The organism is uncultured Desulfovibrio sp. (assembly GCF_944324525.1).
Classification (GTDB): Bacteria; Desulfobacterota; Desulfovibrionia; order Desulfovibrionales; family Desulfovibrionaceae; genus Desulfovibrio.
In genome coordinates, this window is sequence record NZ_CALUWS010000011.1 from 1 (window position 1) to 25,473 (window position 25,473).

A 25,473-nucleotide genomic window follows, 5' to 3' on the forward strand; every position below is an offset into this window, starting at 1 on the left:
TCCCCTTCCCTCCACCTACGTTCCCCCCCACCCTCCCTCACTTCCCCCTCACAAAAGAGTAATGAGTCCTGAGCCTAACACAAATTTTACTCATTATTTCAATATATACATGAAATAAGATATACATACTCCGCCTGCCCTGACGGGCGATACGCCCCTTGTCCCAGCTTTTTTCCCTGATAAAAGCGCGCTGGGGAAGGGATGGGGGCTTGGGGGGAAGGATGACAAGAACGCCTTTTCTCGCTTCGTTGCGAAAAGGCTGGGCCCTCCCGCGCTGGCGGCGACCGAAAGGCGGCCCGGAGGGCCGTGTCCGTTAGGCGACGCAGGAGCCTTACGGACATCGACAGCAGAGCGCGATCCAACGGGCGGCCCGCAGGGCCGTGCCTGTTAGGCCGTAAGGCCTTACAGGCATCGACAGCAGAGCGAGGGGTTCCCCTTCCCCCCAAACAAGTAACGAATAGTGTTAACAGGCCCTAGTTGTGGGAGTTGCGTTCCATGTCGCCCACCCAGCGGGAGAGGCGGTTGCGGGAGATGTCCCTGTCCGCCGTGTCCATCTTGCGGAAGTCCTTCTTGAGGCGTTCCTGTTCGGCCTTGTCGGGGAAGGCCACGAGACAGGCCTTGCGGCCCCGGTCGCGGAGGGCGTTGAGGCGGGCCTCGTCATGGGCGGCGTCCCGGGCGACATCGCTGTCCACGGGTTCATAGTATTCCACGATGACCTGCATCTGGCGGAAATCGAGCAGAAACTTGGCCCGGTAGACAAGGCAGGGATCGGTCATGCCCACGCCGTAAAAAGGATTGTCTTCCGCCTCCATGACGTAGAGGCTCTCAAAGAGCTGCTGCCCCTTGTGTTCGTACTGCAGGCGGCGCAGGACGGGGAAGGGAGCGTGGCGGCCATCTTCCCAGAGCCACGGATCCTCGGCTTCGGCGAGGGCGGTGACCAGCTTGGCCGGGCCGTTTTCGGTCATCTTTTCGTAGACCACGAACCAGACGCGGGCCGAGCCGAGCAGGGAGTCCTGCGTCTTCGGGGACAGACTGCGCCAGCCCGCGCTTTCCAGGGGCATGTCGGCGGCGGGAGCGAATAGGACCGAAGGGCGTGCCCGCGAGAGCAGGACGGGGTGTTCCTCGTCACCGGTCAGGCCGCGCAGCGGGAGGCGGTCACAGGCAAGGAGCAGGCCCGCAAGACAGGCGAGCAGCAGGAAAAGGGCGATTTTCATGAAAGGCCTCTTGTGACGTTGGGAAAAAGGATCTGGCGGGGAAAAAGGGCAAAAACACCCTTGAAGTCTCCTTCAAGGGTGTCGGCACGAAAGCTTGCTGGCGGAGGCGCATAGGAGTCGAACCTACCGTGGACGATCAGGCCCACCACCGGTTTTGAAGACCGGGCGCCACACCGGTGACGAAACGCCTCCACCCAGCATGTTAGGGGAAATGCCGTCGGGAAGCAAGAGGACTCTTGCCAAGGCGGGGAATGGACTTATCATACCTGTGCAGTATATGCGCACAGGGGGTTTGACACCTTCTGCGCCGCAGGATACGGTGCTAAAGTTCATTTTTCAGATGATTTCTGCCGGTCGGGAGCGGCAGGGCCGCCGTTGGCCCGCGAGCCTGTTCCCGAGGATTTCCGGCATGCTCCGCACGGCTGCCCGCCAGTCCGTGCATAATGGAAGATCGAGTCGTGCATCGCCCGACGGGGCGTTTACTCTGGAGGTCGCAAGTTGAATCAAGTCAGCCGCAACCTGTTGCTGTGGGTCGCCATAGGCCTTGCCATGGTGATGCTCTTCAACATGTTTCAGCAGCCGCAATCAACGGCCACGCGCATAAGTTATTCTGATTTCATGAGCCGGGTGGACGCCGGGCAGATCCTGTCCGTCACCATCCAGGGCAATGTCCTGACAGGCCGCGGCGCCGAAAAGGGGTCGGAGGTGCAGGCCTATGCTCCCGACGACGCCAATCTTGTCTCGCAGCTCATGGGCAAGAAAGTGGAAGTGCAGGCCGAGCCGCCGGAAGAGCCCTCCTGGTACATGAGCCTGCTGCTGAACTGGCTGCCGCTGCTGCTGCTCATCGGCGTGTGGATCTTCGTCATCCGCCAGATGCAGGGCGGCGGGCCCGGCAAGGCCATGAGCTTCGGCCGTTCGCGGGCGCGCATGCTCAATGAGGAGAGCGTGCGCGTGACCTTCGACGATGTGGCCGGGGTGGACGAAGCCAAGGAGGAGCTCTCCGAAGTAGTGGAATTCCTTTCCAATCCCAAGAAGTTCACCCGCCTTGGCGGCCGCATCCCCAAGGGGGTGCTGCTGGTGGGGCCTCCCGGGACGGGCAAGACCCTGCTGGCCCGCGCTGTTGCGGGGGAGGCGGGCGTGCCCTTCTTCTCCATCTCCGGCTCGGACTTCGTGGAAATGTTCGTGGGCGTGGGCGCTTCCCGCGTGCGCGATCTGTTCGTGCAGGGCAAGAAGAACGCGCCCTGTCTGATCTTCATTGACGAGATAGATGCCGTGGGCCGCAAGCGCGGCGCCGGCCTTGGCGGCGGGCATGACGAACGTGAGCAGACGCTCAACCAGCTGCTGGTGGAGATGGACGGTTTTGAGAGCAACGAGGGCGTCATTCTCATCGCCGCGACCAACCGTCCCGACGTGCTCGACCCGGCCCTGCTGCGTCCCGGGCGCTTTGACCGTCAGGTGGTGGTGCCCACCCCCGACCTGCGCGGCCGCCGGCGCATCCTGGAAGTGCATACCAAGCGGACGCCTCTGGCCGATGACGTGGATCTGGACGTGCTGGCACGCGGGACGCCGGGCTTCTCCGGGGCGGATCTGGAGAATCTGGTCAACGAAGCCGCCCTGCAGGCCGCCAAGCTCAATGAAGAGCGGCTGGACATGCACGATTTCGAGTTCGCCAAGGACAAAGTGCTCATGGGACGCGAGCGGCGCAGCCTCATTCTTTCCGATGAGGAGAAGCGCATCACGGCCTACCATGAAGGCGGGCATGCTCTGGCGGCGAAGCTGCTGCCGGGGGCCGATCCCGTGCACAAGGTGACCATCATCCCGCGCGGCCGGGCCCTGGGCGTGACCATGCAGCTGCCGGAGGAAGACCGCCACGGCTATTCCCGTACCTACCTGCGCAACAATCTGGTGGTGCTGCTGGGCGGACGGGTCGCCGAGGAGATCATCTTCGACGACATCACCACCGGCGCGTCCAACGATATCGAGCGCGTGACCCGCATGGCCCGCAAGATGGTCTGCGAATGGGGCATGAGCGAAGCCATCGGCACGCTGGCCATCGGCGAGACCGGCGAAGAGGTCTTCATCGGCCGGGAATGGGTGCAGAACAAGAATTACAGCGAAGATACGGCGCGCCTTGTGGATGCGGAGGTGAAACGCATCGTCGAGGAGGCGCATTCCCGCTGCCAGACGCTGCTGCGGGACAACCTGGAGACCCTGCACCGCATCGCCCGCGCTCTGCTGGAGCGGGAGACCATCAGCGGCGAAGAGCTGGATCTTCTCATGGAGGACAAGCCCCTGCAGCCGCTTGACGCCAACGGCAAGCCCGTAAAGACGGCCAAGGCGGCCCCCGCCGCCCCGGAAGAGTCGGAATTCTCTCTTGAGCCGGCGGAAGATGGGCAGACAGCGGACGCTCCCTCGCCGTCCCTGGAAAAGGAGAAGGCGGGAGAGAGCGCGGAGAACGAGGGAGACAGCAGGAAGCACGATGCGTCCCGATAGTCTTGGACCAAACTCCGGCAGCATGAAAGCGGGAGCATGGAACGTTGCGGGGGGGCGTACGCTGTGTGCGTCCGCCCCTTTCGGCGTCATGGGCATCGTCAACCTGACGCCGGATTCCTTCTATGACGGCGGCCGTCATGCGGACGCCGTTTCCGGCCTTGCCCATGCCCTGCGGCTGCGGGATGACGGGGCCGACGTGCTGGATCTGGGGGCGGAGTCCTCCCGGCCCGGCGCGGCCCCCCTGTCTCCGGACGAGGAGCTGCGCCGCCTTTTGCCGGTGCTGGCCGGTCTGCAGCGCGAAGCGCCGGGGGCCTGCCTGTCGGTGGATACCTACCATGCGGCCACGGCGGCCGCCGTGCTGGCGCAGGGGGTGCAGATCGTCAACGACATCTCCGCCTGTCGCTTCGACCCGGAGCTGCTGGACGTGCTGGTGGAGTACAAGCCCGGCTATGTGCTCATGCACAGCCAGGGCCGCCCGGAGGTCATGCAGCGCTCGCCGCGATATGACGATGTGCGCCGCGAGGTGCGGGAGTTCTTCGAGCGGGAGATGGCGCGTCTTGTTCGGGCAGGCCTGCCGGAAGACCGCATCGTGCTGGATCCGGGCATCGGCTTCGGCAAGACGCTCGAACACAATCTGACGCTGCTGGCCCATCCCGAGGACTGGCTGTCGCTGGGGCGGCCTGTGCTGATGGGCCTTTCCATGAAATCGCTTTTCGGGGGGCTGTTCGGACTGGCGGCCGCCGAACGGGGGACCGCTACTCAGGTGGCCACGGCGCGCCTGTGGGAGCGGGGCATTTTTTGGCACAGGGTGCATGACGTGGCGGCAACGCGGCGGACGCTCCAGCTGCTGGCGGCCCTGGATGCACGCTAGGTATCCGCACGACAGTGACGTTGTGATGCCCTTTTCTTTTCCGCAGTTCTGAGCCGTGAGGCGTGCCGTGTACTCTTCCCGGAAATATTCGCTGTCTTTCTGGGCTGCCTTGCTGGTGTGCCTGCTGCTTTCCACCGTGGCGACGCTGACGCTCGGCTATCGGGCGAACCGCGTGGAGCGCACCGAGGCGGCAAGCCAGCTGGCCTACAGGGCCAACGCCTTCAAGCAGGCCATCTGGCTGCGGCTCTACAAGATGGAAACGCTGGCCATGACCCTGCAGCTGCACAATGGCAAGCCGGCGCACTTCTTTGAAGCCGCGCGCACGCTCGTACGGGACGGTTCGATCTACGGCATGCTGCTGGCGCCGGACGGCATCGTCCGCAAGGTCTGGCCATTGGAGCAGCGTGAACAGTACATGGGGTTGAATCTGCTCAAGGATCCCACGCTGCAGCGTTTGATCAGCGCCGGGAAGGACATCGGCCTGAGCGGGCCGTTTCCGGTCGCGGAGGGGCATTCCGTGCTGTACGGCTACAAACTGGTCTACCTTTCGGAGCCGGACGGGCAAAGCAGGTTCTGGGGGATCCTGGTGTTCTGCATCAGTTTCGAAGACGTGCTGCGCGAAGCCGGCCTTGACGTGCCCGAACTGCAGGGCAGGACGCCGCAGCTCGTGCGGGATGACGGCAGCGCCGCCCTGCAGGCCTATCCGCCGGATCGCCGCCCGGCGCTGCCGCTGACGCGCTTCAGGCAGGATGCGGGCAAGCGGGAGGCGGTCTCCGCCTCGACGGATGGCGTCCTCGAATATACTTTCGACACCGCCGGCGCCTGGTGGGTGCTGCGCGTGCAGCCCGTGGGGCTCTGGTGGCAGAATGCCGCGGTCTGGCCCTTCGGGCTGGGCTGTCTCGTCTGCAGCCTCCTGGTGGCCCTGCTGGTGCGCCAGGTCTGCGTCCTGCACAGGACGCGGCAGGCGCTGGAGCTGTTGCTGAACCATGATCAGCTCACCGGGGCGCTCAACCGGCACGGGCTTTTCCGGGCCCTGGCCAGACGTCTGCGCGGCCTTGCCGGGCGGAGCTTCCTGGCCTATATGGATTTGAACAAGTTCAAGCTCGTCAATGATACCTACGGACACGAGGCCGGAGACAAGGTGCTGTGCGCCTTTGTGGCCGCGGTGACGCGCTATGTGGACGGGCGGCATCTTTTTGCCCGCATGGGCGGGGATGAGTTCGTGCTCATCTTTCCGCCGGATATGGAGCGGCAGGACGTGGAAAAGACCCTTGGCGGCATCCGGGAGGCGTGCGCTGTGCCGCTGGAGGTCCGCCCGGGCGAGCAAGTCCGTATCGAATTCGCCTGTGGCCTGACCTTCTGGCCCGCGGGAGAGAACAGCTTTCAGGCTGTGCTCCGGCAGGCCGACACCGCCATGTACCGCGACAAGAAACGCTGAGTGAAGGAACGCCGTGATTCTTGAGCATATCGTCTTTGACTGGCGCGATGCGCTGGACATCACCCTGGTGGGCGTGCTGCTTTATCAGGTCATTCAGCTTTTGCGCGGCACGCGCGCGCTGGCGGTGCTCTCCGGCCTGGGGGTCCTGACGGCGCTGTACTTCATGTCGCGCAGCATGGGTCTGTACACGCTCTCCTGGCTGCTGCAGCATATTTTCGGCTCGCTCTTCATCCTCATCGTCGTCATCTTTCAGAACGACATCCGGCAGGCGCTGGGCGAGGTGGGCAGCCGCCACATCTTCCGCAAGAGGCGCGTGCAGGCCGGGCTGGTGGACGAGGTGGTGTCCGCCTGCGTGGAGATGGCCCGCCTGCGGGTGGGGGCGCTCATCGTGTTCGAGCGCAGCATGCAGCTGGGGGACATGGTCAAGCGGGAGAGCGTGACCGTGGATGCCCGGCTCTCGCGTCAGCTGCTCATGAACATCTTTTATCCCAAGGCCCCTCTGCATGACGGGGCGGTGGTGGTGAGCCGCGGCCGCATCCTGGCGGCGGCCTGCATCCTGCCGCTGGCCGAGGCCCGGGGCCAGTCCTTCGGCACGCGCCACCGCGCGGCGCTGGGCGCCACGGCCGAGAGCGATGCCGTGGTGGTGGTCGTTTCCGAGGAACGCGGCGAGATCTCCGTCGCCATCAAGGGGGAGCTCATCCGCAACCTCGATGCCGCCCGATTGAAGCAGGTGCTCCATGATGTCCTTTAATCCCAAGAAGATGCCGCATCTGCTCTCGCTGATCGTCGCCATCATCACGGCGGTGGGCATGTGGTATGTGGTCAGCGTGCGCGACAGGCTGGAGGCCCAGCTCGAGGTGAGCATCGACTACAACGGCGTGCCCCCCAATCTGGTGATCACGGACGGGCTCATCAGCAAGGTGCATGTGCGCATGCGCGGGCCCGAGCTGTTGCTGCGGGCCATCTCGCAACAGACCCTCACCCAGGCCATCAACCTGTCCGGCATCAAGAAGGGCACGACGGTGGTCCCCCTGTCCGGAGAGCACATGGGGCCGCAGCTGCGGGCCTTCGAGCTCATCGACGTGCAGCCGCCGCGCATCGTCGTCAAGGCGGACAACCTCATCGAACGCAGCGTGCCCGTGCGCGCGGAGATCGAGTCCCCCCTGCGCAGCGGCGTGCTGACGGTGGAGAACGTCATCGTCTCGCCGGCGTCGGTGACCCTGCGCGGGCCGGAGAGCGTCCTTTCCGACATGTCGCATGTGCCGCTCATCATCACCCTGGATCCCAATGCCGCGGGGACCACGGTCCGGCAGAACCTGCCGCTGGATACGCCCAGCCTGGTCAACGCCATGCCCGGCAGCGTGGAAGTGCAGTACTCCATCACCAGCGGGCGGACCGTGGTGACGCGTCAGGTGCGGGTGGAGGTGGAAGCGCAGAATGCCCACAACTACGCGGTGGAGCCGGAAACGCTGGAGCTGCTCGTGGAAGTGCCCGAAGCGCTGGCCAAGAATTCCAGTTACCTGCGCAAGCTCGGGGTCATCGTGGTGCCGCCGCCCATGGAAGTGGGCCAGAGCCGGCAGGTGGATCCCCGGATCCGTCTGCCCGAAGGCATGACCCTGCTCAATCCCTCGCTCAATCCCGTGACCATTTCCCGCAAAAAGTGACCGCCGCGCGCCGGCGCGGCGACAAGGAGCCTCCCTATGGCTGAACGTCTTTTCGGCACCGACGGCATGCGTGGCCCGGTGAACATCTCGCCCATGACCGTGGATGTGGCCCTGCGGCTCGGGCTTGCGGCGGGGGTGCGCTTCCGCAAGGGGCCGCATGCGCACCGGGTCGTCATCGGCAAGGATACCCGCCTGTCCGGCTACATGTTTGAATCCGCCCTGACGGCCGGGCTCTGCGCGGCGGGCATGCACGTGATCATGACCGGCCCCCTGCCGACGCCCGCCATCTCCTTCCTTACCCGCAACATGCGGGCGGATCTGGGGGTGGTCATTTCCGCTTCGCACAATCCCTATTCGGACAACGGCATCAAATTCTTCGATGCCGACGGCTTCAAGCTGCCGGACGAAGTGGAGAACGAGATCTCGGCCATGGTGCTGGACCCCGATTTCCGCTGGCCCTATCCGGCCTCGGACAAGGTGGGGCGCGCCAGCAAGATCGAGGACGCCGGCGGGCGCTACATCGTTTACACCAAGAGCTGCTTCCCGCCGCATCTGACGCTGGCCGGGCTGCGCATCGTCATCGACTGCGCCAACGGCGCGGCCTACAAGGTGGCGCCGCTGGCCCTGGAAGAACTGGGCGCGGAGGTCTTCCGGCTGGGGACGGCTCCCAACGGCACCAACATCAATGATCATTGCGGTTCGCTCCACCCCGACAACGTGGCGGCCAAGGTGCGCGAGGTGCGCGCCGATGTGGGGCTGGCCCTGGACGGCGACGCGGACCGCCTCATCGTGGTGGACGAGCAGGGCGCGGTGCTGGACGGGGACCAGATCATGGCGCTTTGCGCCCAGGCCATGATGGAGCGCGGCGAACTGCCGGGCAATCTGCTGGTGGCCACGGCCATGAGCAATCTGGCGCTGGAGATCTTCATGAAGGAGCGCGCCGGGCGGCTGCTGCGCACCAAGGTGGGGGACCGCTACGTGGTGGAGGCCATGCGCCGGGAAGGCGCCATGCTGGGCGGCGAGCAGTCCGGCCACCTCATCTTCCGGCAGTACAGCACCACCGGCGACGGCCTGCTGGCCGCGCTGCAGATCCTGCGCATCATGCGCGAAAAGGAGAAGCCCCTCTCCGAACTGGCACGGCAGTTGCAACTTTTCCCGCAAAAACTTATAAATGTACGTGTGGAGAAGAAGCTTCCCTTTGAGGAGCGCCCCGCCATCGGCAAGGCTGTCGCCGAGGTGGAACGGGCCCTGGCCGGACGCGGCCGGGTGCTGCTGCGCTACTCCGGCACGGAGGCCCTGTGCCGCGTCATGGTGGAAGCCGAAGACGAGGAAAAGGTCGTCCGCTACGCCACCGAGCTGGCGGAGATCGTCAACCGGGAATTGCGCTAGACGCACAAGGCGGGAGAAAGGCATGCAGGAGATTCGGAAAGTCATCATTCCCGTGGCCGGATGGGGTACGCGTTCTTTGCCCGCGACCAAGAACATCCCCAAGGAAATGCTGCCCATCTACAATAAGCCCGTCATCCAGTATGTGGTGGAAGAGGCCCAGCGGGCCAATATCCAGGACGTGATCTTCGTGACCAACCGGGACAAGAACGTCATCGAGGATCATTTCGACTACAATCTGCAACTGGAAAGCGTGCTGGAGCGCGCCGGCAAGCTGGACAAGCTGGCCGAAGTGCGCAAGGTGGCGGAGATGGTCAACATCATGTCCGTGCGCCAGAAGAAACAGCTGGGGCTGGGGCATGCCGTCATGTGCGCGCGGGAGCTGGTGCGCGGCGAGCCCTTTGCCGTCATGGTGGGGGATGACCTCATGTTCAGCGGGGTCCCCGGCATCCGGCAGCTCATCGATGTGGCCATGGCCGAAAAGATGCCGGTCATCGGCGTCATGGAAGTCCCGTGGGAAAAGGTGAGCCGCTACGGCATCATCCAGGGCGAGGAAGTGAGCCCCGGCGTCTATCGCGTGCAGGATATGGTGGAAAAGCCCGCCCGCGAGGATGCCCCCTCCCGTCTGGCCATCGTGGGCCGCTATGTGCTGACGCCGGATATCTTCGATCATCTGGACAAGGTGCAGCCCGGCCACGGGGGAGAGATCCAGCTCACCGATGCCCTGCGCACGCTGGCCCAGGAGCGCGGCATGATGGCCGTGCGCATGGCGGGCATGCGCTTCGATGCGGGCGACTGGTCGGAATTCCTCTCCGCCAATATTTATTTCGCCCTGCAGGATGAAGACCTGCGCTACGAGCTGCTGGCCCAGCTCAGGAAATTCGTCCAGTTCCAGTGATGTCCCCTGCGGGGGGATCGTGGCGGATACCGTCGTCAGCAGTGACGGTGTCCGCCTTTTTCATCGTGTGGAGCGGGGATGCGTCCATATGTATGGCGCGTCCATGAAGCCGTTCCCCCGTCAGCCATTGGCGGGGACGTTCGCAGCCCTTGCCGTCGGGAACGTCCGCCGCGTCCAGGAATGATGTTCGCCCATATTGCCCTGTTCAGTCCTCCCTACACGACGCTGACCTATGAACTGCCGCCATGCTTTCCCGCCGCCTTCTGGCAGCCGGGCCTGCGCGTGGCCGTGCCGCTGGGTCGGGGAGCCTTGCGGGCGGGCGTGCTGCTGGGGACGGAAACGGCTGTCGCGCTGCCGCCGGGCGTGACCTGCAAGCGGCTGGCCTGGCCGCTGGAAACGACGCCCCTGCTGTCCGGAGATCTGCTGGCCCTGGCGCGGGATCTGGCTTCGCGGCAGGGGCTTGGCGTCGGCAGCGTGCTGGGTCACGTGCTGCCGCAGGGCCTGCGCCTGACGCGCATCCGTCTGCGTGAACTCGGCGGTGAGGCGGCGGTCCTCCGGGAGGGCCGTACCTGGAGCCTGCACGACATCTGCGCCGCGCCGGAAGCGGAACAGGCACGACTGGCCGAAGCCCTGCTCAACGGCCGGGCCCGCCTGCTGCCGCCGGGAACGGACGCGGCCGAAGAAGAGCGCTGCCGCCTGCTGACGGATCCCCCGTGGCCGGTACGCCCCTCGGCGGCCCGACAGATCGCGATACTTGACCTCCTGCATGAGCGGGGCAGCGTCAGCCGGCGTCAACTGGCCCGCGACCTGCCCGGTTCCGCCGCCGCGCTGCGCGCGTTGCTGACCGCCGGGCTGGTGGAGCTCGTGCAGGCGGCGGATGAAGACCGCGAGGGGGAAGAGCTCTTGCCGCCGCCCCCGGCCCCCTTTGCGCTCAATGCCGCCCAGCAGGCCGCCCTGTCGGACATGACCGGCGCGCTGGATGCGGCGCAGCCCGCCACCCGCCTGCTCTACGGCGTGACCGGCAGCGGCAAGACGGCCGTCTATCTGGAACTGGCGCGCCATTGCCTTGCGCACGGGCGCAGCGTCCTTCTGCTGGCTCCGGAAGTGGCGCTGGCCCACAAGCTGCGCCGCGACGCCGCTCAGGTGCTGCCCCATGTGCCGGTCTACCTTTACCACGGCTATCAGACGCCCCGGCGGCGGGAGGAACTGTTTCGGGCCTTGGCCCGGCATGACGGCCCCTGTCTCGTGGTGGGCACGCGTTCCGCCCTCTTCCTGCCGCTGCCCGATCTGGGCTGCGTGATCCTGGATGAGGAGCACGACACCTCCTTCAAGCAGGATGAGGGCCTGCCCTATCAGGCCAAGGAAGTGGCCTGGTTCCGGGTGGGGCTGCGCAAGGGCCTGCTGGTGCTGGGATCGGCCACGCCGGACATCAAGACATTCTATGCCGTGGAGCAGGGGAAGCTTGCCATGCTGTCCCTGCCGCAGCGCGTGGGAGGACGGCCGCTGCCGCCGGTGGAACTGGTGGACATCGGGCCGCTCTCCTGCCGTCCGCAGGACAGCGGCCTGCTGGCCCCGCAGAGCGAAGCCGCCCTGCGCGAGGTCGTTGCGCGCGGGGAGCAGGCCGTCGTGCTGCTCAACCGGCGGGGCTATGCGCCGCTCATGTTCTGTCAGGACTGCAAGAGCACGCTCAAGTGTCCGCATTGCCAGATCGGTCTGGCCTACCATAAGGGGCGGGAAAAGCTCGTCTGCCATTACTGCGGTTTCAGCCTGCCCTTTCCTTCCCCCTGTCCGTCCTGCAAGAGCATGAGTTTCCTGCCGCTGGGCGAAGGGACGGAAAAGCTGGCGGAAAGCCTGTCGGTGCTGGCCGGAGGGCCGGTGCTGCGGTTGGACAGGGACAGCACGCGCCGTCCCGGCCATATGGAGGAGATCCTTGCCGCCTTCGCCCGCCGGGAGTCGCCGTTGCTCGTGGGCACGCAGATGCTGTCCAAGGGGCATCACTTCCCCGGGGTGACGCTGGTGGTGGTGGCCGACGGCGATCTGGGGCTGAACCTGCCGGATTACCGGGCCGCGGAGCGCACCTTCCAGCTGTTGGTGCAGTCGGCTGGGCGCGCCGGCCGCGGTGAGATGCCGGGCAGGGTGCTCATCCAGACGCGCGATGCCGCCCATTACTGCTGGCAGTATGTGCGAGAGGGGGATTACGAGGGTTTTTATGCAGAAGAGCTTGCCCGACGCCGCAAGTACGCCTATCCGCCCTTCGTGCGGCTGGCGCTGGTGCGGCTCTCCTTTGCCGTGGACGATGGCCGGGGCCAGGAACGACTGGGGGCCGCGGGCAAGCTGCTGCGCGAGGCGGCAGGCAGGGAGGGCGTTCGCCTGCTGGGGCCCGCGCCCGCGCCGCTGGCCGTCCTGCGCGGCCGTCGCCGCTTCCACTGCCTGCTCAAGGGGGCGGATTGGCGCGACATTCGGCAGGTCTTCGCGGCGCTGGTGCGGGACAAGGAGGCCGTGCATCTGCGGCCCTTCCTGGATCTCGATCCGGTCAACATGTTGTAACGGCGTGCGGGCCGGACAGCGGAAAGTTCTGGATAACACGCTGTATCTCCAGTAAAAAAACATCATGGCCAAGGGGGCTGTCCACGCGTCCGGCAGGGCAGGCCGCCCGCGCCGTTATTTCCGTTGACAAGATGACAACTTTAAGTAAGACTTTAACTTTCGGTGCACCAGAAAACCTTTTTGGAGGAAAGAACATGAAACGCACCCTTGTTGCCCTGTTTCTGCTTGCCGTGCTGGCCATGCCCGCCCTGGTCAAGGCGGAAGGCATGTACCTTGCTCCCAAGTTCCTGATGAGCATCCAGAACACGGGGACGACTCAGCGTAGCGGCGGCCTTGCCGGTTCCGGCATCAGCGAGTACTCGCAGTTCACCCTGGGCGGCGCGCTGGCCGCGGGCTACGACTTCTGGCCCATGCATATGGTGCCGCTGCGTGCGGAACTGGAATTCGCCTTGCGCGGCAACAGCGAGACCTCGTGGGAAGGCAATCTCGGGGGCGTGAAGGGCACCTGGAACCAGTCCACCCTTTTTGCCAACCTGTACTGGGACATCCACAACGATTCCCCCTTCACCCCCTGGATCGGCGCCGGTCTGGGCCTTGCCTTCACCTATGCCGGCTATGACGTGCATTACGGCGGCACCAACATGTCCATGGATGACCGCTTCACCAACTTCGCCTGGAACGTGGGCGCCGGCGTGGCCTACAACGTCAATGAGAACTTCACCATCGACGCCGGCTACCGCTATGTGGACTTCGGCTATAACGAAGTGAGCGGCAGGGCCGACGGCCGCAAGTACGAAGTGGGCGTCCGTCCCTACAACCACGAATTCATGGTCGGCCTGCGCTTCGGCTTCTAAAGCGGATTCGCAGGGAAATTGTGTCCAATTTCCCTGCTGACGCTGCTCTCCCACTACGGAAAAGCGTGGTTTTTCCGTGTGCTTGGTTGAGGGGAGTCGCCCTCGCGACTACCAGAGCAATCCACATTTTCAATGGGAAATTGCTCTAGCCGGCAGACCAGGCTATTCTTTACAGGGGCCTGTCCCGTTCGTCGGGGCAGGCCCCTGTCGTTTGGAGAAGAGAGAGCTTTCCCGGCCGGGAGCATGGCAGGGCGGCAGCCGCAGCCCGTCGAGCAGGAAAAAAGGCGGCCACGCCGTCGTGACCGCCTGTCTTTCTGGTACCGGGAGCGAGACGTGAACTCGCAAGGTGTTGCCACCGGCGGATTTTGAGTCCGCTGCGTTTACCAATTCCACCTCCCGGCAGGGGGGCGCCTCTGGAGCATTTTCCGTGTGAAACGCGGGGCGTTCCAAATCATACGGTTTATCGTTTCACGGAAAAAATGCGGTTTTTCCACTTTTTTATAATGATAATGATCTTTAATACAAGAAAAAATATGCAGCCAATCACCATAAATAATAATGCCATGTCAGCGACATCACTTATCATATTTACTATATTAAGATGCTCGTATACAGCGGGAGGAAATATCATGTTGAAATTTTCTATATTGTATCCATATAAAGTTCCATTGATAACAATATAGCAAATAAATATATTAACGAACATTATATATAGAAAATATATATTTTGGCGGAAGGAAAAAAATAATGAAACTATAAAATAAATTATTATGGCTGTATCGCGCATATTGCTATAAAAAAGAAAAGATGTATATAGATTTATGAGGGCTAGTATATAAATAAATGTATTATAACGGGTTGTTTTTTTATGAAAAGGAAGTGTCAAGTTTGCCATTATGAAAAAAAATAGCGTGATATATTCATTTCTTAACATGTTGTTTTTTTATTGAAATGTTTATTATTTTGTCCAAAGTTTTTTATTGTAAGCTCTCTGTATATGATATCCGTATTCCAAAATGTATTTTGCTTTGTGAGAATTATACAAGCTACTCACTGCAAGAATTGTCTTTGGTTCAGCTCTGATAAAAACTCTATGTAACATGAAACAGCCTTCCCTGACATTTATATCCTTGTTTTTTAAAGAGTCGCGTGTGATTCCCTTTGCGGAAAATAATTTCTTCCAATACTCAAAGTTGACATTCATAGGTCTAATAGATTTTGCTTCGATGTTTAATGCTTCTGGAAACCTGTCATACCATCCATGTGTTGTTTCAATATAGCATATGGCATTTACAAGGTTAGTATTAAGATTGAATTCTTTTGCATATTTATGTATATATTCTTGAACATCATCATTTTCTGCAAAAAATGGAAATTCGATCCAAGATGTTTCTGGATCTGAAGCGCTGCCATTTTCCACCAAGAAAGTCATCATTATATTATGTTCTATAGACTCTTTCCGAGTCACAATAATAGGTAAATAGTGTTCATCGCCACTTAAGGTAATGTTACGACGAAACTTAGGATTGTTGATATAGGGGACTGGCCCTAAGTTTTCTCCGGAAGGAGGCGTTGGCTCTATAATCAAAGTATAAGTTCCAGGGGGAAAATGACCAGCATACGCCTTTTCTCCGCTCAAAGGCTTCTGATAAATCATTGGGTAAACACTGACCTTGAATGGAAGGTATTCATTAAGGCGGCTATCCTCATTCTTTAAGTCAACATAGAACGCTGTTTTTACAGTCTTTGTCACGTCTTCAGCTTGCTTTTGTCTTTCTGCCTGAAACTGTGAAGAAGATGATCCCTCAGAATGACTAAATACTCCCCTAAGACTATTAGGTATGACATCCGATTTAAACTGGTTTATCTTTTCGCAGATATCGTGGATTGAAGGATCTGAAAAGACGCTATCAATTCTTCCATCTTCACGTCGAATCAAGCCTAATCTTTGTCTAGAAACTAATGTTGCACCACATGATGTACGTTGTCCCTCTATAGCATAAGATGAGCGATTGTCTGACTGATTTAATACATCTTCTTCGATTTTGTAAATGCCACCACATTGCGGGCAAAAAACAGAGTCACCAGAACGAGCACATCTTTCAAGGCTATATTGCATTTCACTGCTTGCAGTTATAACTATTCCGCCGTGTGTCGTTGTATCTCCAAGAATGATGGGCTTGTTGAAATTATGCATAAACATTTTGCTATCCTCATAAGTTCAGAATTTGATAATTGCCATTAAAGCTAGCAATCATGCAAGTCTCTCTAGGAGTTCTTAATGTATTATAATTTCAATTGCTTGCTCTATTTTATATTTGTTAATGGTAAGAGAGTCCGGTCAGCACTCAAAGAGGTTTTCGTCAAGTATTTTAATTAGTATATCTCGATCTGGAAAACAATTCAAGAGCGCCAAAATGACATCTGGCAAAGCTCTCCATACTCCAGCCAAAACCATACACGATTGTCCTGCAATATTCCAGCGTAGGGGTAGTTTCGGAGTATTTTTATCAATGATTCTCTGCTAAATAGCGTTGAAACTCTACACCGAACCGTAGCCCGCGAAACGTTCTCGTTGCCGAGCCTCCGAGGCTTACGGAAATCGAGAGCAGAGACAAAAAACGGAAAAAAAGTTTCGCGGAGCGAAGCCAAACGAAGCGCAGCTCTCACGAAGGCACAAAGCGCTTCGGCGGGCGTGCCGTCGGAGCGCGGCGTCCTGCTGCTGACGGTTCTCCCCTTTGCCATCGTGGCCGACACCACATGGCCGCTTTTTCATTGGGAGTCCTCCGTGTTGTCGCTGCAGAGCCTGCATGTTTCCCATAGGCTGCTGGCGGTGTGGACGCTGACCCTGCTCTGTCTGTTGACGGCCCGGCAGGAGCGCAGAGGCAGCCGTTGACCCTTCCCGGCTGGCCCCGGCCGGGAGCATGGCAGGGCGGCAGCCGCAGCCCGTCGAGCATGAAAAAAGGCGGCCACGCCGTCGTGACCGCCTGTCTTTCTGGTACCGGGAGCGAGACTTGAACTCGCAAGGTGTTGCCACCGGCGGATTTTGAGTCCGCTGCGTTTACCAATTCCACCATCCCGGCAGGGAGTGCGCCTCCGGAGCATTTTCCGTGTGAAACGCGAAGCGTTCCAAGGCATACGGCGTATCGTTTCACGGAAAAAATACGGTTTTCCGCTCACGTTGGGCAGGGCGGCACTGTACCGCCGCCTCGCCTTTTGCCAAGGCAAAATGCTTTAACAGGGCGAACTTGTCCATATTTTCCGAAAAGAGGATAAAAGTCAAGCACTGCCTGCGGCCGGCGCGGGCCGCGTCAGTCCTTCGCCTTGTCCAGCGACAGCAGCAGGACGGCCCCCAGCACAAGGATGCTGCCCAACCAGCCCATGAGCGTAAAGCTTTCCTGCCAGAACAGCCAGACCCAGAACGTGCTGAGGACGGGCTCGAGATAACAGGTCACCGCCGCCCGCACAAGGCCGATGCGCTTGAGGGCCAGCCCGTAGCACAGATAGGCGAAGTAGCTCGTGCAGGCCCCCAGCAGGGCGAGGCAGAGCCAGACATGCGGCGAATGGCTGAAATGGACGGGAGACACCAGATACAGGGCCACGAGGCCCCCACAAGCGAATAAAAGTAGATGGTGGCCGTGCTGTAGCGGTCCTGCCACCAGCGGTAGAAGGGGTAGTGGGAGGCATAGCTCATGCCGATGATGATGCCGCAGGCGATGCCTACCCAGGAGTGCTGCCCCGGCAGGCTGCCGCCGGAAAAGCAGACCAGCGCCGTGCCGCACAGGGCCACGCCGATGGCGCCCAGCTTGCGTCCGGAGATGGTCTCGCCAAAGAGGAAGCGCGATATGACGGCCACCCAGATGGGCGCGGTGTACATGAGGACGACGGCCATGGCCGCGCCGCTGAGCTTGATGGCGTACTGGGTGACGGAATAGAACACGCCGATGCCCCAGACGCCGAAAAGGATGAAGTTCGCCGCCACACGCGGGGGGACGGCTATCTGGCGGGTGAAGAGGGTGTGTCCCAGAAAGAAGAGCAGACCGAAGGCCGCCCGCCAGAAGGCGGTCTCCAGCGGCGTGACGCCCTCGGCCATGCAGACCTTGGAGAGCACGCCCACCAGCGACCAGAAGAAGGCCGTAAGGATGATCCAGAAATAGCCGCTTGCCGAGGAAGAGGAGGGTGAGAGGTCGTTTATGATGCAGCAAGGGAGACGGAGCGTCCCGGCTGGGGGCAGGGCCTACCAGTCGCCGGGGCCGTCAGGACGAGGAGGAAAGGAGAGGCTGTCCGCCTCGGCCCGGAGGCCGGCGGCCGTGCAGCCCTGAACCGTGAACGTATCCCGCAGCCAGCGGAAAAAGGCGAACATGCGTTCGCGAAAGGCGCGCGCCGCCCGCTCATCGGGCATGTGCGGCGAGCCGCCGGGCAGCATTTCCGAAGAATGCCAGAACAGGCTCAGCACGCGTCCGCCACGGGCCTGATGCAGGCGGACGGCCCAGCGCATGGCCTGCGGGCCGTGCCAGAAGGGATTGGCGCTGAGGGCCCCCCAGAAGTGGAAGCTGTCCAGACGGCGTTGCGGCGACAGACCGTGCCAGAGGCGGGGCAGGGGACGCAGCAGCGGGATCTGGGTGATGGGCGCTTCCAGCAGACGGGTGTCCTCGTGGCCTTCCACCCAGTAGGGATCCGCCGGAGCCAGGAAATGATCCGCGCCATCGGCAAAGCGGCGCAGGGGGCAGACGGAACTGTCCAACGTGATGCCCGCCTCGGCCAGCAGGGGCCGTACGCTCTTCTTGAGATCCCAGCGCCCCATGCGGAAGCTCGTCAGCGGCGCGCCGTTGAAGCGCGCGCCTTCGTCGAGCAGCGTCCGCAGGCGGCGGCGCAAAAGCTCCCGCGGCAGCCTGTCCGTACGCGGCGGCGGCCCTGCGGCGGGCGGCGCGTCATCCAGGGGCGGCGTGCTCCAGTGGTGCAGGTGGGCGGCGATCTCCGCCCCATGACGGTCGCGCATGGTCTCCAGCACACGGCAACAGGCGGCATCGGCAAAGACCGTATGGGCGCAGAACAGCGTGAGCGGGAAGCCCAGCTCATCGGAGATGGGCGCAAGCAGCGGCAGCAGCGCCACATTGCGCACGCCGCAGTTGGTGGCGGCGTACTGCCCGGAAAACAGCCCCTCTTCTTCCACGTCAAGGCTGACGATGACGCGCAGGGGCGCTTTGTCGCCGGCGTTTGGCGCGGCGTCCGGCGAAGAGGAGGCGGGGGATGGTTCGATCATGTCCTGCTTGTAGTTCTTTTCCGGACGGCTGGCAATGCCGGCCTGACCCTTGCCAAAGCGGGCCGAATACGGGAATATGCGGCATGGCTCACGTCATGCGAATCCTTTTTCTTCTGGAAGACCTCTGCTACGGCGGTACGCAGCGGCAGATGCTCGAACTTGCCGCGCGGCTGGACCGCAGCCGCTTTGCGCCCCTCATGCTGACCCTCACCGGCCCGACGGATCTGGACGGTCTGGCCCGGCAGGCGGGCATCGACGTGCATAACCTGGGGCGGGACCGCCGCCTTGCGCCGTTTTTTTTCGCACGTCTCGGAGGGGCGCTGCGCCGCCTGCGGCCTGACGTCCTCGTGCCCTGCACGGCCCTGCCCAATATCTGGGGCCGCCTCTGGGGCCGGGCGCTGGGCCTGCCCGTGCTGGGCACGGTGCGCGGCGGCGGCGGGCCCAAGCGGCAGCATGAGCGCTTCCTCTGGCGTCTGGCGCGGCATATCGTCTGCAATTCCGAGGCGCTGCGGGATGTCCTGGGCGGGCTTGGCGTGCCGTCCGCACGTCTGAGCTATGTGCCCAACGGGGTCGATACGGACGTCTTTCGCGCGCCTGACGCGCCGGTATCCGCGCGGCCGCCGCGGCTGCTCTGCGTGGCGCGGCTGGCCGGGGACAAGGATCATCCGACCCTGCTGCGGGCCTTTGCGCGCGTGCTGGAGCGGCATCCCGAAGCCCTGCTGCGGCTGGTGGGCGACGGGCCGGAGGAACAGCGACTGCGCCAGTGGGCCGCCGCGCATCCTGCCGGAAAGCGCGTGGAATTCGTGCCCGGACGTCCGGACGTGCGGGAGGAGTACGCGCAGGCGCGCCTTTTTGTCCTGTCGTCCATTCGCGAGGGGCAGCCCAACGTGCTGCTGGAGGCCATGTCCTGCGGTCTGCCGCTCTGCGCCACGGCCGTAGGCGGCATCCCCCGGCTGATCACGGACGGGGAGAATGGTTTTTTGTGCGAGCCGGGCGACGATGCGGCGCTGGCGCGGCATATCTGCCGCCTGCTGGAGGATCCGCCGCTGGGCGACCGGCTGGGACAGGCCGGACGGGAGCGTGTGCTGCGGGACTTCTCCTTCGCGCGCATGGTCGCCGCGCATGAGGCCTTGTTTGAACGGCTGACGGAGGGGATCGCATGCTGAGGCGTGCCGGCGTTTCGGGCAAGGGGCTGGCGGCCCTTCTTCTGCTGGGGGTATTCTGGTCGCCGCGTCCGCTCTGGGCGGGCCAGGGCACGACCGGACAGCGGGCCGTGCCTCCCGTGCCCGGCGAGGTGACGGAGCTTTGGGAAGGCTCGGTGCTGTCTTCCGACTTTCGGGCCACCGTCTGCATCAATGCGCGCGGCAGGCTGCGTGGCGCGGCCCTGCTGCGGACGCGCGGCGGCCAGGTGGACGTGTACCATCTGGAAGGCTCCGTGCGAAAGGGACGGGTGGAGGCCCGGCATCCTTCCTCCGGGCATCATTTTACGGGCAGGCTCATGGATGACGGTCAGGCAAGCGGCACCCTGCGGCTGAAAAGCGGCCTTTCATTTGCCATCGAGGCACGGCGCACCCCTGACGTGCCCGTGACGGAAGACTGCGCCCCTGTCCCCGCGGACGGCTGGCGTGTGCGCAAGGAGTAGATATGTGGGAGATCTTTCTGCTGCTGGCCGTCCTGCAGTGCGGCCTTTTGATCTGGCTGGGACAGGTGGGCGAACGGCTGGCCCGCGAGGAAAAGGCGGCCATCTTCGGCCTTGCCCATGAGGATGACTGGCCGTCCGCCGCGCTCATCATCCCCGCCGCCGGGGAGGATCCCCGCATGGAAGAGGCGCTGGAGACCCTGCTGGAGCAGGACTATCCGCGCCTGCTGCCCGTGGTGGTGACCGCCTCGGAGACGGATCCCGCTGTGCGGCTGATCAAGAGCCTGCAGGCCCGCTATCCCGCCCTGCGGCATGTGGTGGCCGGGGAGGCCCACGGCTGCGGACAGAAGAACCACAACAGTCTTGCCGGGGTGGCGGCCGTGGGGACGGCGGCGGAGGTCTACGTCTTCTGCGACAGTACCCATGTGGCCGGGCCGGACTTCGTGCGGCGGCTGGTGGCGCCGGTGGCTCGCGGCGAGGCGGAGTTCAGCACCGGTTATCATCAGGTGCTCCCCCGCGACAATGGCCCGGTGACGATGGCCTATGCGCTCTGCGTGCAGCTCATGCGCTATTTGCAGGGGCTGGCGCGGCAGTTCACCCAGCCCTGGGGCGGGGCCATGTGCATCAGCCGCCAGGCTTTCGAGCGGCATCAGGTGGGCGCGCTCTGGGCCGGCAATGTGGTGGACGACTGCTCGCTGGCCGGCGTGCTGCCCGCGCGGGGCGTGACGGTGAAACTCTGCCCCGGCGCGCTCCTGCGCACGGAGGCCGCCGCCCACCGGCTGGACGTCTGGCGGGCCTGGATGGACCGGCAAGTGCTTTTCCTCAAGTTCTGCGTGCCGTCGCAGTGGCGGCTGCTGGGCGTGCTCTGCGCGGTGATGGCCCTGCCGCCGCTCATGGCCGTGCTGTCCCTGCTGGGAGGGCTTACGGGGCTGGCCTCCACGGGCTGCGTGGCCGTGGCCTTCCTCTATCTGATCGGGCTGACGGCGGCCATGGGCCACTGGCGGGGCCTTGCCGGGAGCGCGCAGCCCCTCTGGCGCTGGCTGCTGTCCTTCGCGCTCAGCGCGGGCATGTTCGCCTGGGTCTATGCGCGCACGCTCCGGGCGCAGGGCATCCTCTGGCACGGCATCTGGTATGAAGTCGGGGAGGGCGGCCGCGTGCGCGCCATGCGGCGTTGAACGGGCATGGCGGAGCAAACAGGCCTGCATCAGGGGATAGGGGGGATAGGGTGGATGCCGTCCTGCCCCGCATCCTTGGCCTGCCCATCGACTGGCCGTTCCCGGCTTGCAGGCCGTGCTGCCGCGTTGTCCCCTGTGGGCCGGGCGCGTTCTTGCGGCGGCCGTCGGCCGGCAGCGCGAACACTCTGGAGGTTTCCCGATAACACGGACCGGGGAAGAGCCTTCCGGCGCGGCTGACCTGTCGCCTCCTCTTGCGCGGGCGGCGGTCTGCCTGCTGGCCCTGCTGGCGGAGAGCATGCACTCCCGCCTGTCGATCATCCCGGTGGGGATAGCCATTTTTTACAGTCGGCTGGGCCTGGGGCAGGGGCTCAGCCTGCTGCTCATCCTCCTTAGCCTGTATGCGGCCGACGGGGCATGTCTGTTTCCCTTGCTGCGCTGGGTGCGGGGCGGTTTTCCGCTGCTGGCGGGCGTGGTCATCCTGACGGGCCTGTTCAGGGGGACGGGTCTTTACCTGCTCATCCCGAGCATATGGAGGGAATATCCGTCAGGCGTGCACGATGCTTTTCTTCTTTTTCTTCTGCCGGAGACCCTTCTCTGGATGGAGCTGGGCCTGTTCGCGGCCTGGCGGCTGTCGCGGCGTGCGCGATGCGCGTGAGCAAGTGCCCCGCCGGACGGCCGGATGAACGGCAGGATGACGGGGGCATCCGGTCGCCGCGGCTGGCCGCGCCATGCCCTTTGACAGTTTTTTCCCCGCAAGCTAATATACATACTGGGACGTTATCCCGGGAGGTCCAGATACATCCATGATCACCATGTCCGATCTTTGCCGCGTCAGCGTGCGGCAGGTGGTGCGCCAGCGCGGTTTCGGCGTCATCCTGTCCATCGCGCTGGGCATCACGGCCTTTATCGCCCTTTCGGTGCTGGGGCAGGAAATCCGGTACAAGGTTGGGCAGGATATGGTGCTCATGGGCGGGGTGAACATCATCCGCGTCTACATGGACGATGAACAATATCCCGGCCAGCCGCGGCGCGAATTCTATCCCGATACCGTCGAGGCCATCCGCAACATCCCCGGCGTGGGCATGGTCAGCCAGAACCTGCGGATGAACGTGGTCTTCCCTCTGCTCGGCAAGGATGAGCGCAACCTTCGTTTTTCCTTCATCGGCGTGGATGAGTTCTTTGCGCCGACCTATTCCCTGGAACTCGTGGCCGGGCGACTCCTTACCGAGGAGGATGTCCGGCAGCGCAAGCGCGTCTGCATGCTGGGCCGCGAAGGGGCGCAGGATCTGTACGGCGATCCCCGGCAGGCCGTGGGCAAGCTGCTCGTGCTGGGGCAGGATGTGTTTGAAGTCGTCGGCGTGGTGACCGGGGTCATGCTGGGCTCCTGGGGCGAGGGGGGCTTCCTGCCCTATACCACCATGAGCGACCGCGGCTGGGGCCACGGCAATGTGGGGCGTCTCTTCGTGCGCGCCATAGGCTGGGAAGACGTGGCCCCCGTGGTGCGCCAGCTGCCCAAGGTGGTGCGCGAGCATCAGGATGCGCCGTATCTGGTCTGCGCCACGCAGGACGATCAGCTCGAACGCATCCAGGTGACGTTCATGTGGGTGGAGGCGCTGCTCTGGCTGGGCATCGTGGCCTCGCTCATGCTGGGCGGTTTCGGCATCTGGTACGGCACCTTCGCCGCCGTGCGCGCCCGCACGCGCGAAGTGGGCCTGAAGAAGGCCATGGGCGGCTCGGACACGGACATCCTGGCCCAGTTCCTTGCCGAGGCGCTGGTCAAGTCCGTGGCGGGCGGCGTTCTGGGGATCGTCGTGGGGACGCTGGCCGTGGAGATCGGCGCGCTGGCGCTGCAAACCAGCATTTCCTATACGCTGCTGCTGGCCAGCAGTCTCGGCAGCATCATCTTTTCCGCCATCATCGGTGTGGCGGGTGGTTTGTATCCCGCCATTCAGGCCAGCCGCATGGATGTGGTCTCGGCGTTGCGTTTCGAGTAGGTGCGTATGCCTCCTGTCATTATCGCCAAGGACCTGTACAAGTGCTATGCGGGCTTCTCGCCCGTGCTGCGGGGCGTCAACATCGAGGTGGAGGCCGGGGAACTGGTGGCCATCATGGGCCCTTCCGGCTGCGGCAAGTCCACCATGCTGCATGTGCTCGGCATGCTGCACGCGCCCGATGCCGGGACGCTGGAGATCCTCGGCCGGAACGTGCTGGAGTTCGACCGCGAACAGACGGCGGCTTTCCGGCGGGGCAATATGGGCTTCGTCATGCAGGCCAGCAACCTTTTCGAGCACTCCACCGTGTTCGAGAACGTCGAGTTCCCCCTGATCTATGAAAAAGTCCCGCCGTCGGAACGCTGGGGACGCGTCATCCGGGCGCTGGATCTCGTGCGGCTCTCGGCGCGGGTCCATTACCGCAGCAATCGTCTTTCCGGCGGCGAACAGCAGCGCGTGGCCATCGCCCGCGCCATGGTCAACAATCCCAAGATTCTGCTGGCCGACGAACCTACCGGCGCGCTGGACGCCAGGACCAGCCGGGTGGTGATGGACAATTTCCGCACGCTCTGCCATTCCGGCGGCGTGGCCATGATCATGGTGACCCATGACCCCAAGATGGCGGATTTCTGCGACAGCGTGTACACGCTGGATGAAGGCATCCTCAATTGCCGCCGCCGGGACTTTTCCCCCGCATCCGTGACGCTGGGCGTCAATCTGCTCGAAGGCGTCAAGCCTGTGGTGCGCGGCGCGCTGCTGGCCGAGACCTTTCCCGAGCCGTCCGGGCGCTGCCTCATGGAAGAGGCGCACCGCATGCACGCGGCGGGCCTCTTGTCGCGCATCTACGGCATCCGCGGCGGCAGCCTGCTGGGGGATGCCCAGGGCTATGCCCTGCCGTTGCCGGTGCGGCGGGTGGGCAAGTGGCGTCTGCCTGCCGTGGTACGGGCCGTGCACTCTTTCCGGCGGCGCAACTCGCCGCCCTGGGAGCCGCTGCGCAAATCCCTTCCCGTGACGCCGGGGCGTCGCTGGGCCCATCTCTGGGCGATGGACTGCGGGGCCATGATGGCCCGCTGGGGCGAGGAGGACGGACTCGATTTCCTTTACGCGGCAGGAGCGCACGGGCCGGCCACGGCCGCCTGGATCGCTTCCCGCCTGCTGGGTCTGCCCTTTGCCTTTGCGGTGCGTACGGCGGACATGGTGCAGCCCGGCAGGGACTGGGCGGTCAAGGCGCGGGACGCGGCCTTCGTGACCTGCGACACCGAGGAGACGCGGCGGCGTCTGCACGAACTCCTGCCGGAAGTGCCGCCGGAGCGGCTGGTGCTGCTGCGCGATCCGCTGACGCTGACGCCGCCCGACGAGGATATCTCCCTGCCGCCCACAGGGGGCAAGGAGCCGTTGCGCCTGCTGGCCGTGGGGACCCTCTGCGCCCGCAAGGGCTTTGACGTCCTCTTGCGGGCCTGCGTGCAGCTGCGGCGGCAGGGCATAGACTTCGAGCTGCGCATCGTGGGGACGGGGCCGCTGCGCCGCCGTCTCAAGTGGCAGGCCTGGCGGCTGGGGCTGCGCAAGTGCGTGCTCTTCCCGGGGCAGGTGCCGCATGAGAACATGCCCGACCTCTACCGGCGGGCCGATATTTTCGTGGCCCCCGCGCGGGTGACGCGCACCGGGGATCAGGACGGTCTGCCGTCCGCCCTGACCGAGGCCATGGCCTTTGGCTGCGCCGTGGTGGCGGCGGACCTGCCGGGCATCCGGGAGGCCGTGCGGGACGGGGAGAGCGGCGTGCTGGTGCCGTCCGAAGATGCGGAGGCCCTGGGCAAGGCGCTGCTGGCGCTGGCGGCCCGTCCGGAAGAACGCAAACGCCTCGGCGGCGAGGCCTTCCGCCGTATCCCCATCCTGCTGGATGCGGAAGGCTCGGAAGCGCGCCTCAAGGAGCTGGTGTTGTCGGCCGTGCGAAAGCATGGGGCGTCAAAGGGCGGCAGGGCCTGAGGCGTGGCGACGATCAGTCCTTTCCCTTTCTTGAAAAAAAACAGCCCGTCCCCGAGG

General features: G+C 63.4%; 20 protein-coding genes, 3 tRNA genes and 1 pseudogene. 16 read left to right on the forward strand and 8 right to left on the reverse strand.

What is annotated here, in order from left to right; genetic code table 11:
• Positions 1-473: 473 nt before the first annotated feature.
• Complete coding sequence (locus tag Q0K12_RS04455; protein ID WP_297260567.1) at positions 474-1,214, reverse strand: DUF4851 domain-containing protein; 741 nt, start codon at positions 1,212-1,214, stop codon at positions 474-476.
• 98 nt (positions 1,215-1,312) lie between these two features.
• Positions 1,313-1,406, reverse strand: a tRNA-Sec gene (locus Q0K12_RS04460).
• Between the two features lie 306 nt (positions 1,407-1,712).
• On the opposite strand from Q0K12_RS04460, the gene ftsH reads away from it, so the two are divergent.
• From ftsH to Q0K12_RS04505, 9 genes are all read left to right on the forward strand, one after another.
• Complete coding sequence (gene ftsH / locus Q0K12_RS04465) at positions 1,713-3,707, forward strand: ATP-dependent zinc metalloprotease FtsH (RefSeq protein WP_297260568.1); 1,995 nt, start codon at positions 1,713-1,715, stop codon at positions 3,705-3,707.
• 88 nt (positions 3,708-3,795) lie between these two features.
• A complete protein-coding gene (gene folP / locus Q0K12_RS04470; protein ID WP_297260569.1) occupies positions 3,796-4,578 on the forward strand; it encodes a dihydropteroate synthase in 783 nt (260 codons plus the stop codon).
• A gap of 55 nt (positions 4,579-4,633) precedes the next feature.
• The gene (locus Q0K12_RS04475) at positions 4,634-6,016 is read left to right on the forward strand and encodes a diguanylate cyclase (protein WP_297260570.1); all 1,383 of its coding nucleotides are present in this window, start codon (positions 4,634-4,636) and stop codon (positions 6,014-6,016) included.
• A 16-nt stretch (positions 6,017-6,032) separates the two neighbouring features.
• Positions 6,033-6,767, forward strand: coding sequence for a diadenylate cyclase CdaA (gene cdaA, locus Q0K12_RS04480; RefSeq protein ID WP_297260611.1), 735 nt, complete (start codon positions 6,033-6,035; stop codon positions 6,765-6,767).
• On the forward strand, positions 6,754-7,680 hold the full coding sequence (locus tag Q0K12_RS04485) for a CdaR family protein (RefSeq protein ID WP_297260571.1): 927 nt from the start codon (positions 6,754-6,756) through the stop codon (positions 7,678-7,680). Before cdaA ends, Q0K12_RS04485 begins: the two co-directional genes overlap by 14 nt.
• Before the next feature lie 36 nt (positions 7,681-7,716).
• Positions 7,717-9,069: a phosphoglucosamine mutase gene (gene glmM / locus Q0K12_RS04490; protein ID WP_297260572.1), complete on the forward strand. Its 1,353-nt coding sequence runs from the start codon at positions 7,717-7,719 to the stop codon at positions 9,067-9,069.
• A gap of 22 nt (positions 9,070-9,091) precedes the next feature.
• Positions 9,092-9,964 (forward strand): UTP--glucose-1-phosphate uridylyltransferase GalU, encoded by an 873-nt coding sequence (gene galU / locus Q0K12_RS04495; RefSeq protein ID WP_297260573.1) that lies wholly within the window; start codon positions 9,092-9,094, stop codon positions 9,962-9,964.
• Between the two features lie 183 nt (positions 9,965-10,147).
• Complete coding sequence (gene priA / locus Q0K12_RS04500) at positions 10,148-12,511, forward strand: primosomal protein N' (RefSeq protein ID WP_297260612.1); 2,364 nt, start codon at positions 10,148-10,150, stop codon at positions 12,509-12,511.
• Between the two features lie 194 nt (positions 12,512-12,705).
• Entirely contained in the window at positions 12,706-13,365 is a 660-nt protein-coding gene (locus tag Q0K12_RS04505; protein WP_297260574.1) for an OmpW family outer membrane protein, read from the forward strand.
• 315 nt (positions 13,366-13,680) lie between these two features.
• Here the strand turns inward: Q0K12_RS04505 and Q0K12_RS04510 are convergent.
• Together Q0K12_RS04510 and Q0K12_RS04515 are read right to left on the reverse strand one after the other, a co-directional pair.
• A tRNA-Leu gene (locus Q0K12_RS04510) sits at positions 13,681-13,766 on the reverse strand.
• 557 nt (positions 13,767-14,323) lie between these two features.
• On the reverse strand, positions 14,324-15,568 hold the full coding sequence (locus tag Q0K12_RS04515; RefSeq protein WP_297260575.1) for a PAAR domain-containing protein: 1,245 nt from the start codon (positions 15,566-15,568) through the stop codon (positions 14,324-14,326).
• Between the two features lie 492 nt (positions 15,569-16,060).
• Here Q0K12_RS04515 and Q0K12_RS04520 point away from each other — a divergent pair, with 492 nt between their 5' ends.
• Positions 16,061-16,261, forward strand: coding sequence for a hypothetical protein (locus Q0K12_RS04520; protein WP_297260576.1), 201 nt, complete (start codon positions 16,061-16,063; stop codon positions 16,259-16,261).
• A gap of 100 nt (positions 16,262-16,361) precedes the next feature.
• On the opposite strand, the gene Q0K12_RS04525 is transcribed toward Q0K12_RS04520, so the two are convergent.
• The 4 genes and pseudogenes from Q0K12_RS04525 to Q0K12_RS04540 form a co-directional block, all read right to left on the reverse strand.
• Positions 16,362-16,448 (reverse strand) — tRNA-Leu (locus Q0K12_RS04525).
• A gap of 228 nt (positions 16,449-16,676) precedes the next feature.
• Positions 16,677-17,147, reverse strand: a complete 471-nt coding sequence (locus Q0K12_RS12435) for a DMT family transporter (protein WP_363315617.1) — start codon at positions 17,145-17,147, stop codon at positions 16,677-16,679.
• Between the two features lie 41 nt (positions 17,148-17,188).
• A pseudogene (locus Q0K12_RS04535) lies at positions 17,189-17,482 on the reverse strand (EamA family transporter); the annotation flags it as partial.
• Positions 17,483-17,602: 120 nt separating this feature from the next.
• The gene (locus Q0K12_RS04540; protein ID WP_297260577.1) at positions 17,603-18,628 is read right to left on the reverse strand and encodes a hypothetical protein; all 1,026 of its coding nucleotides are present in this window, start codon (positions 18,626-18,628) and stop codon (positions 17,603-17,605) included.
• An 83-nt stretch (positions 18,629-18,711) separates the two neighbouring features.
• On the opposite strand from Q0K12_RS04540, the gene Q0K12_RS04545 reads away from it, so the two are divergent.
• From Q0K12_RS04545 to Q0K12_RS04570, 6 genes are all read left to right on the forward strand, one after another.
• Positions 18,712-19,794 carry a glycosyltransferase family 4 protein gene (locus Q0K12_RS04545; protein WP_297260578.1) on the forward strand — a complete coding sequence of 361 codons (1,083 nt, stop codon included), beginning with the start codon at positions 18,712-18,714 and terminating at the stop codon, positions 19,792-19,794.
• Complete coding sequence (locus Q0K12_RS04550) at positions 19,788-20,270, forward strand: hypothetical protein (protein WP_297260579.1); 483 nt, start codon at positions 19,788-19,790, stop codon at positions 20,268-20,270. Before Q0K12_RS04545 ends, Q0K12_RS04550 begins: the two co-directional genes overlap by 7 nt.
• Positions 20,271-20,272: 2 nt before the next feature.
• Complete coding sequence (locus tag Q0K12_RS04555) at positions 20,273-21,442, forward strand: glycosyltransferase family 2 protein (protein WP_297260580.1); 1,170 nt, start codon at positions 20,273-20,275, stop codon at positions 21,440-21,442.
• A gap of 115 nt (positions 21,443-21,557) precedes the next feature.
• Positions 21,558-22,097: a hypothetical protein gene (locus Q0K12_RS04560; protein ID WP_297260581.1), complete on the forward strand. Its 540-nt coding sequence runs from the start codon at positions 21,558-21,560 to the stop codon at positions 22,095-22,097.
• 148 nt (positions 22,098-22,245) lie between these two features.
• Complete coding sequence (locus tag Q0K12_RS04565; RefSeq protein ID WP_297260582.1) at positions 22,246-23,436, forward strand: ABC transporter permease; 1,191 nt, start codon at positions 22,246-22,248, stop codon at positions 23,434-23,436.
• A gap of 6 nt (positions 23,437-23,442) precedes the next feature.
• Complete coding sequence (locus Q0K12_RS04570) at positions 23,443-25,416, forward strand: glycosyltransferase (RefSeq protein WP_297260583.1); 1,974 nt, start codon at positions 23,443-23,445, stop codon at positions 25,414-25,416.
• Positions 25,417-25,473 lie beyond the last annotated feature (57 nt).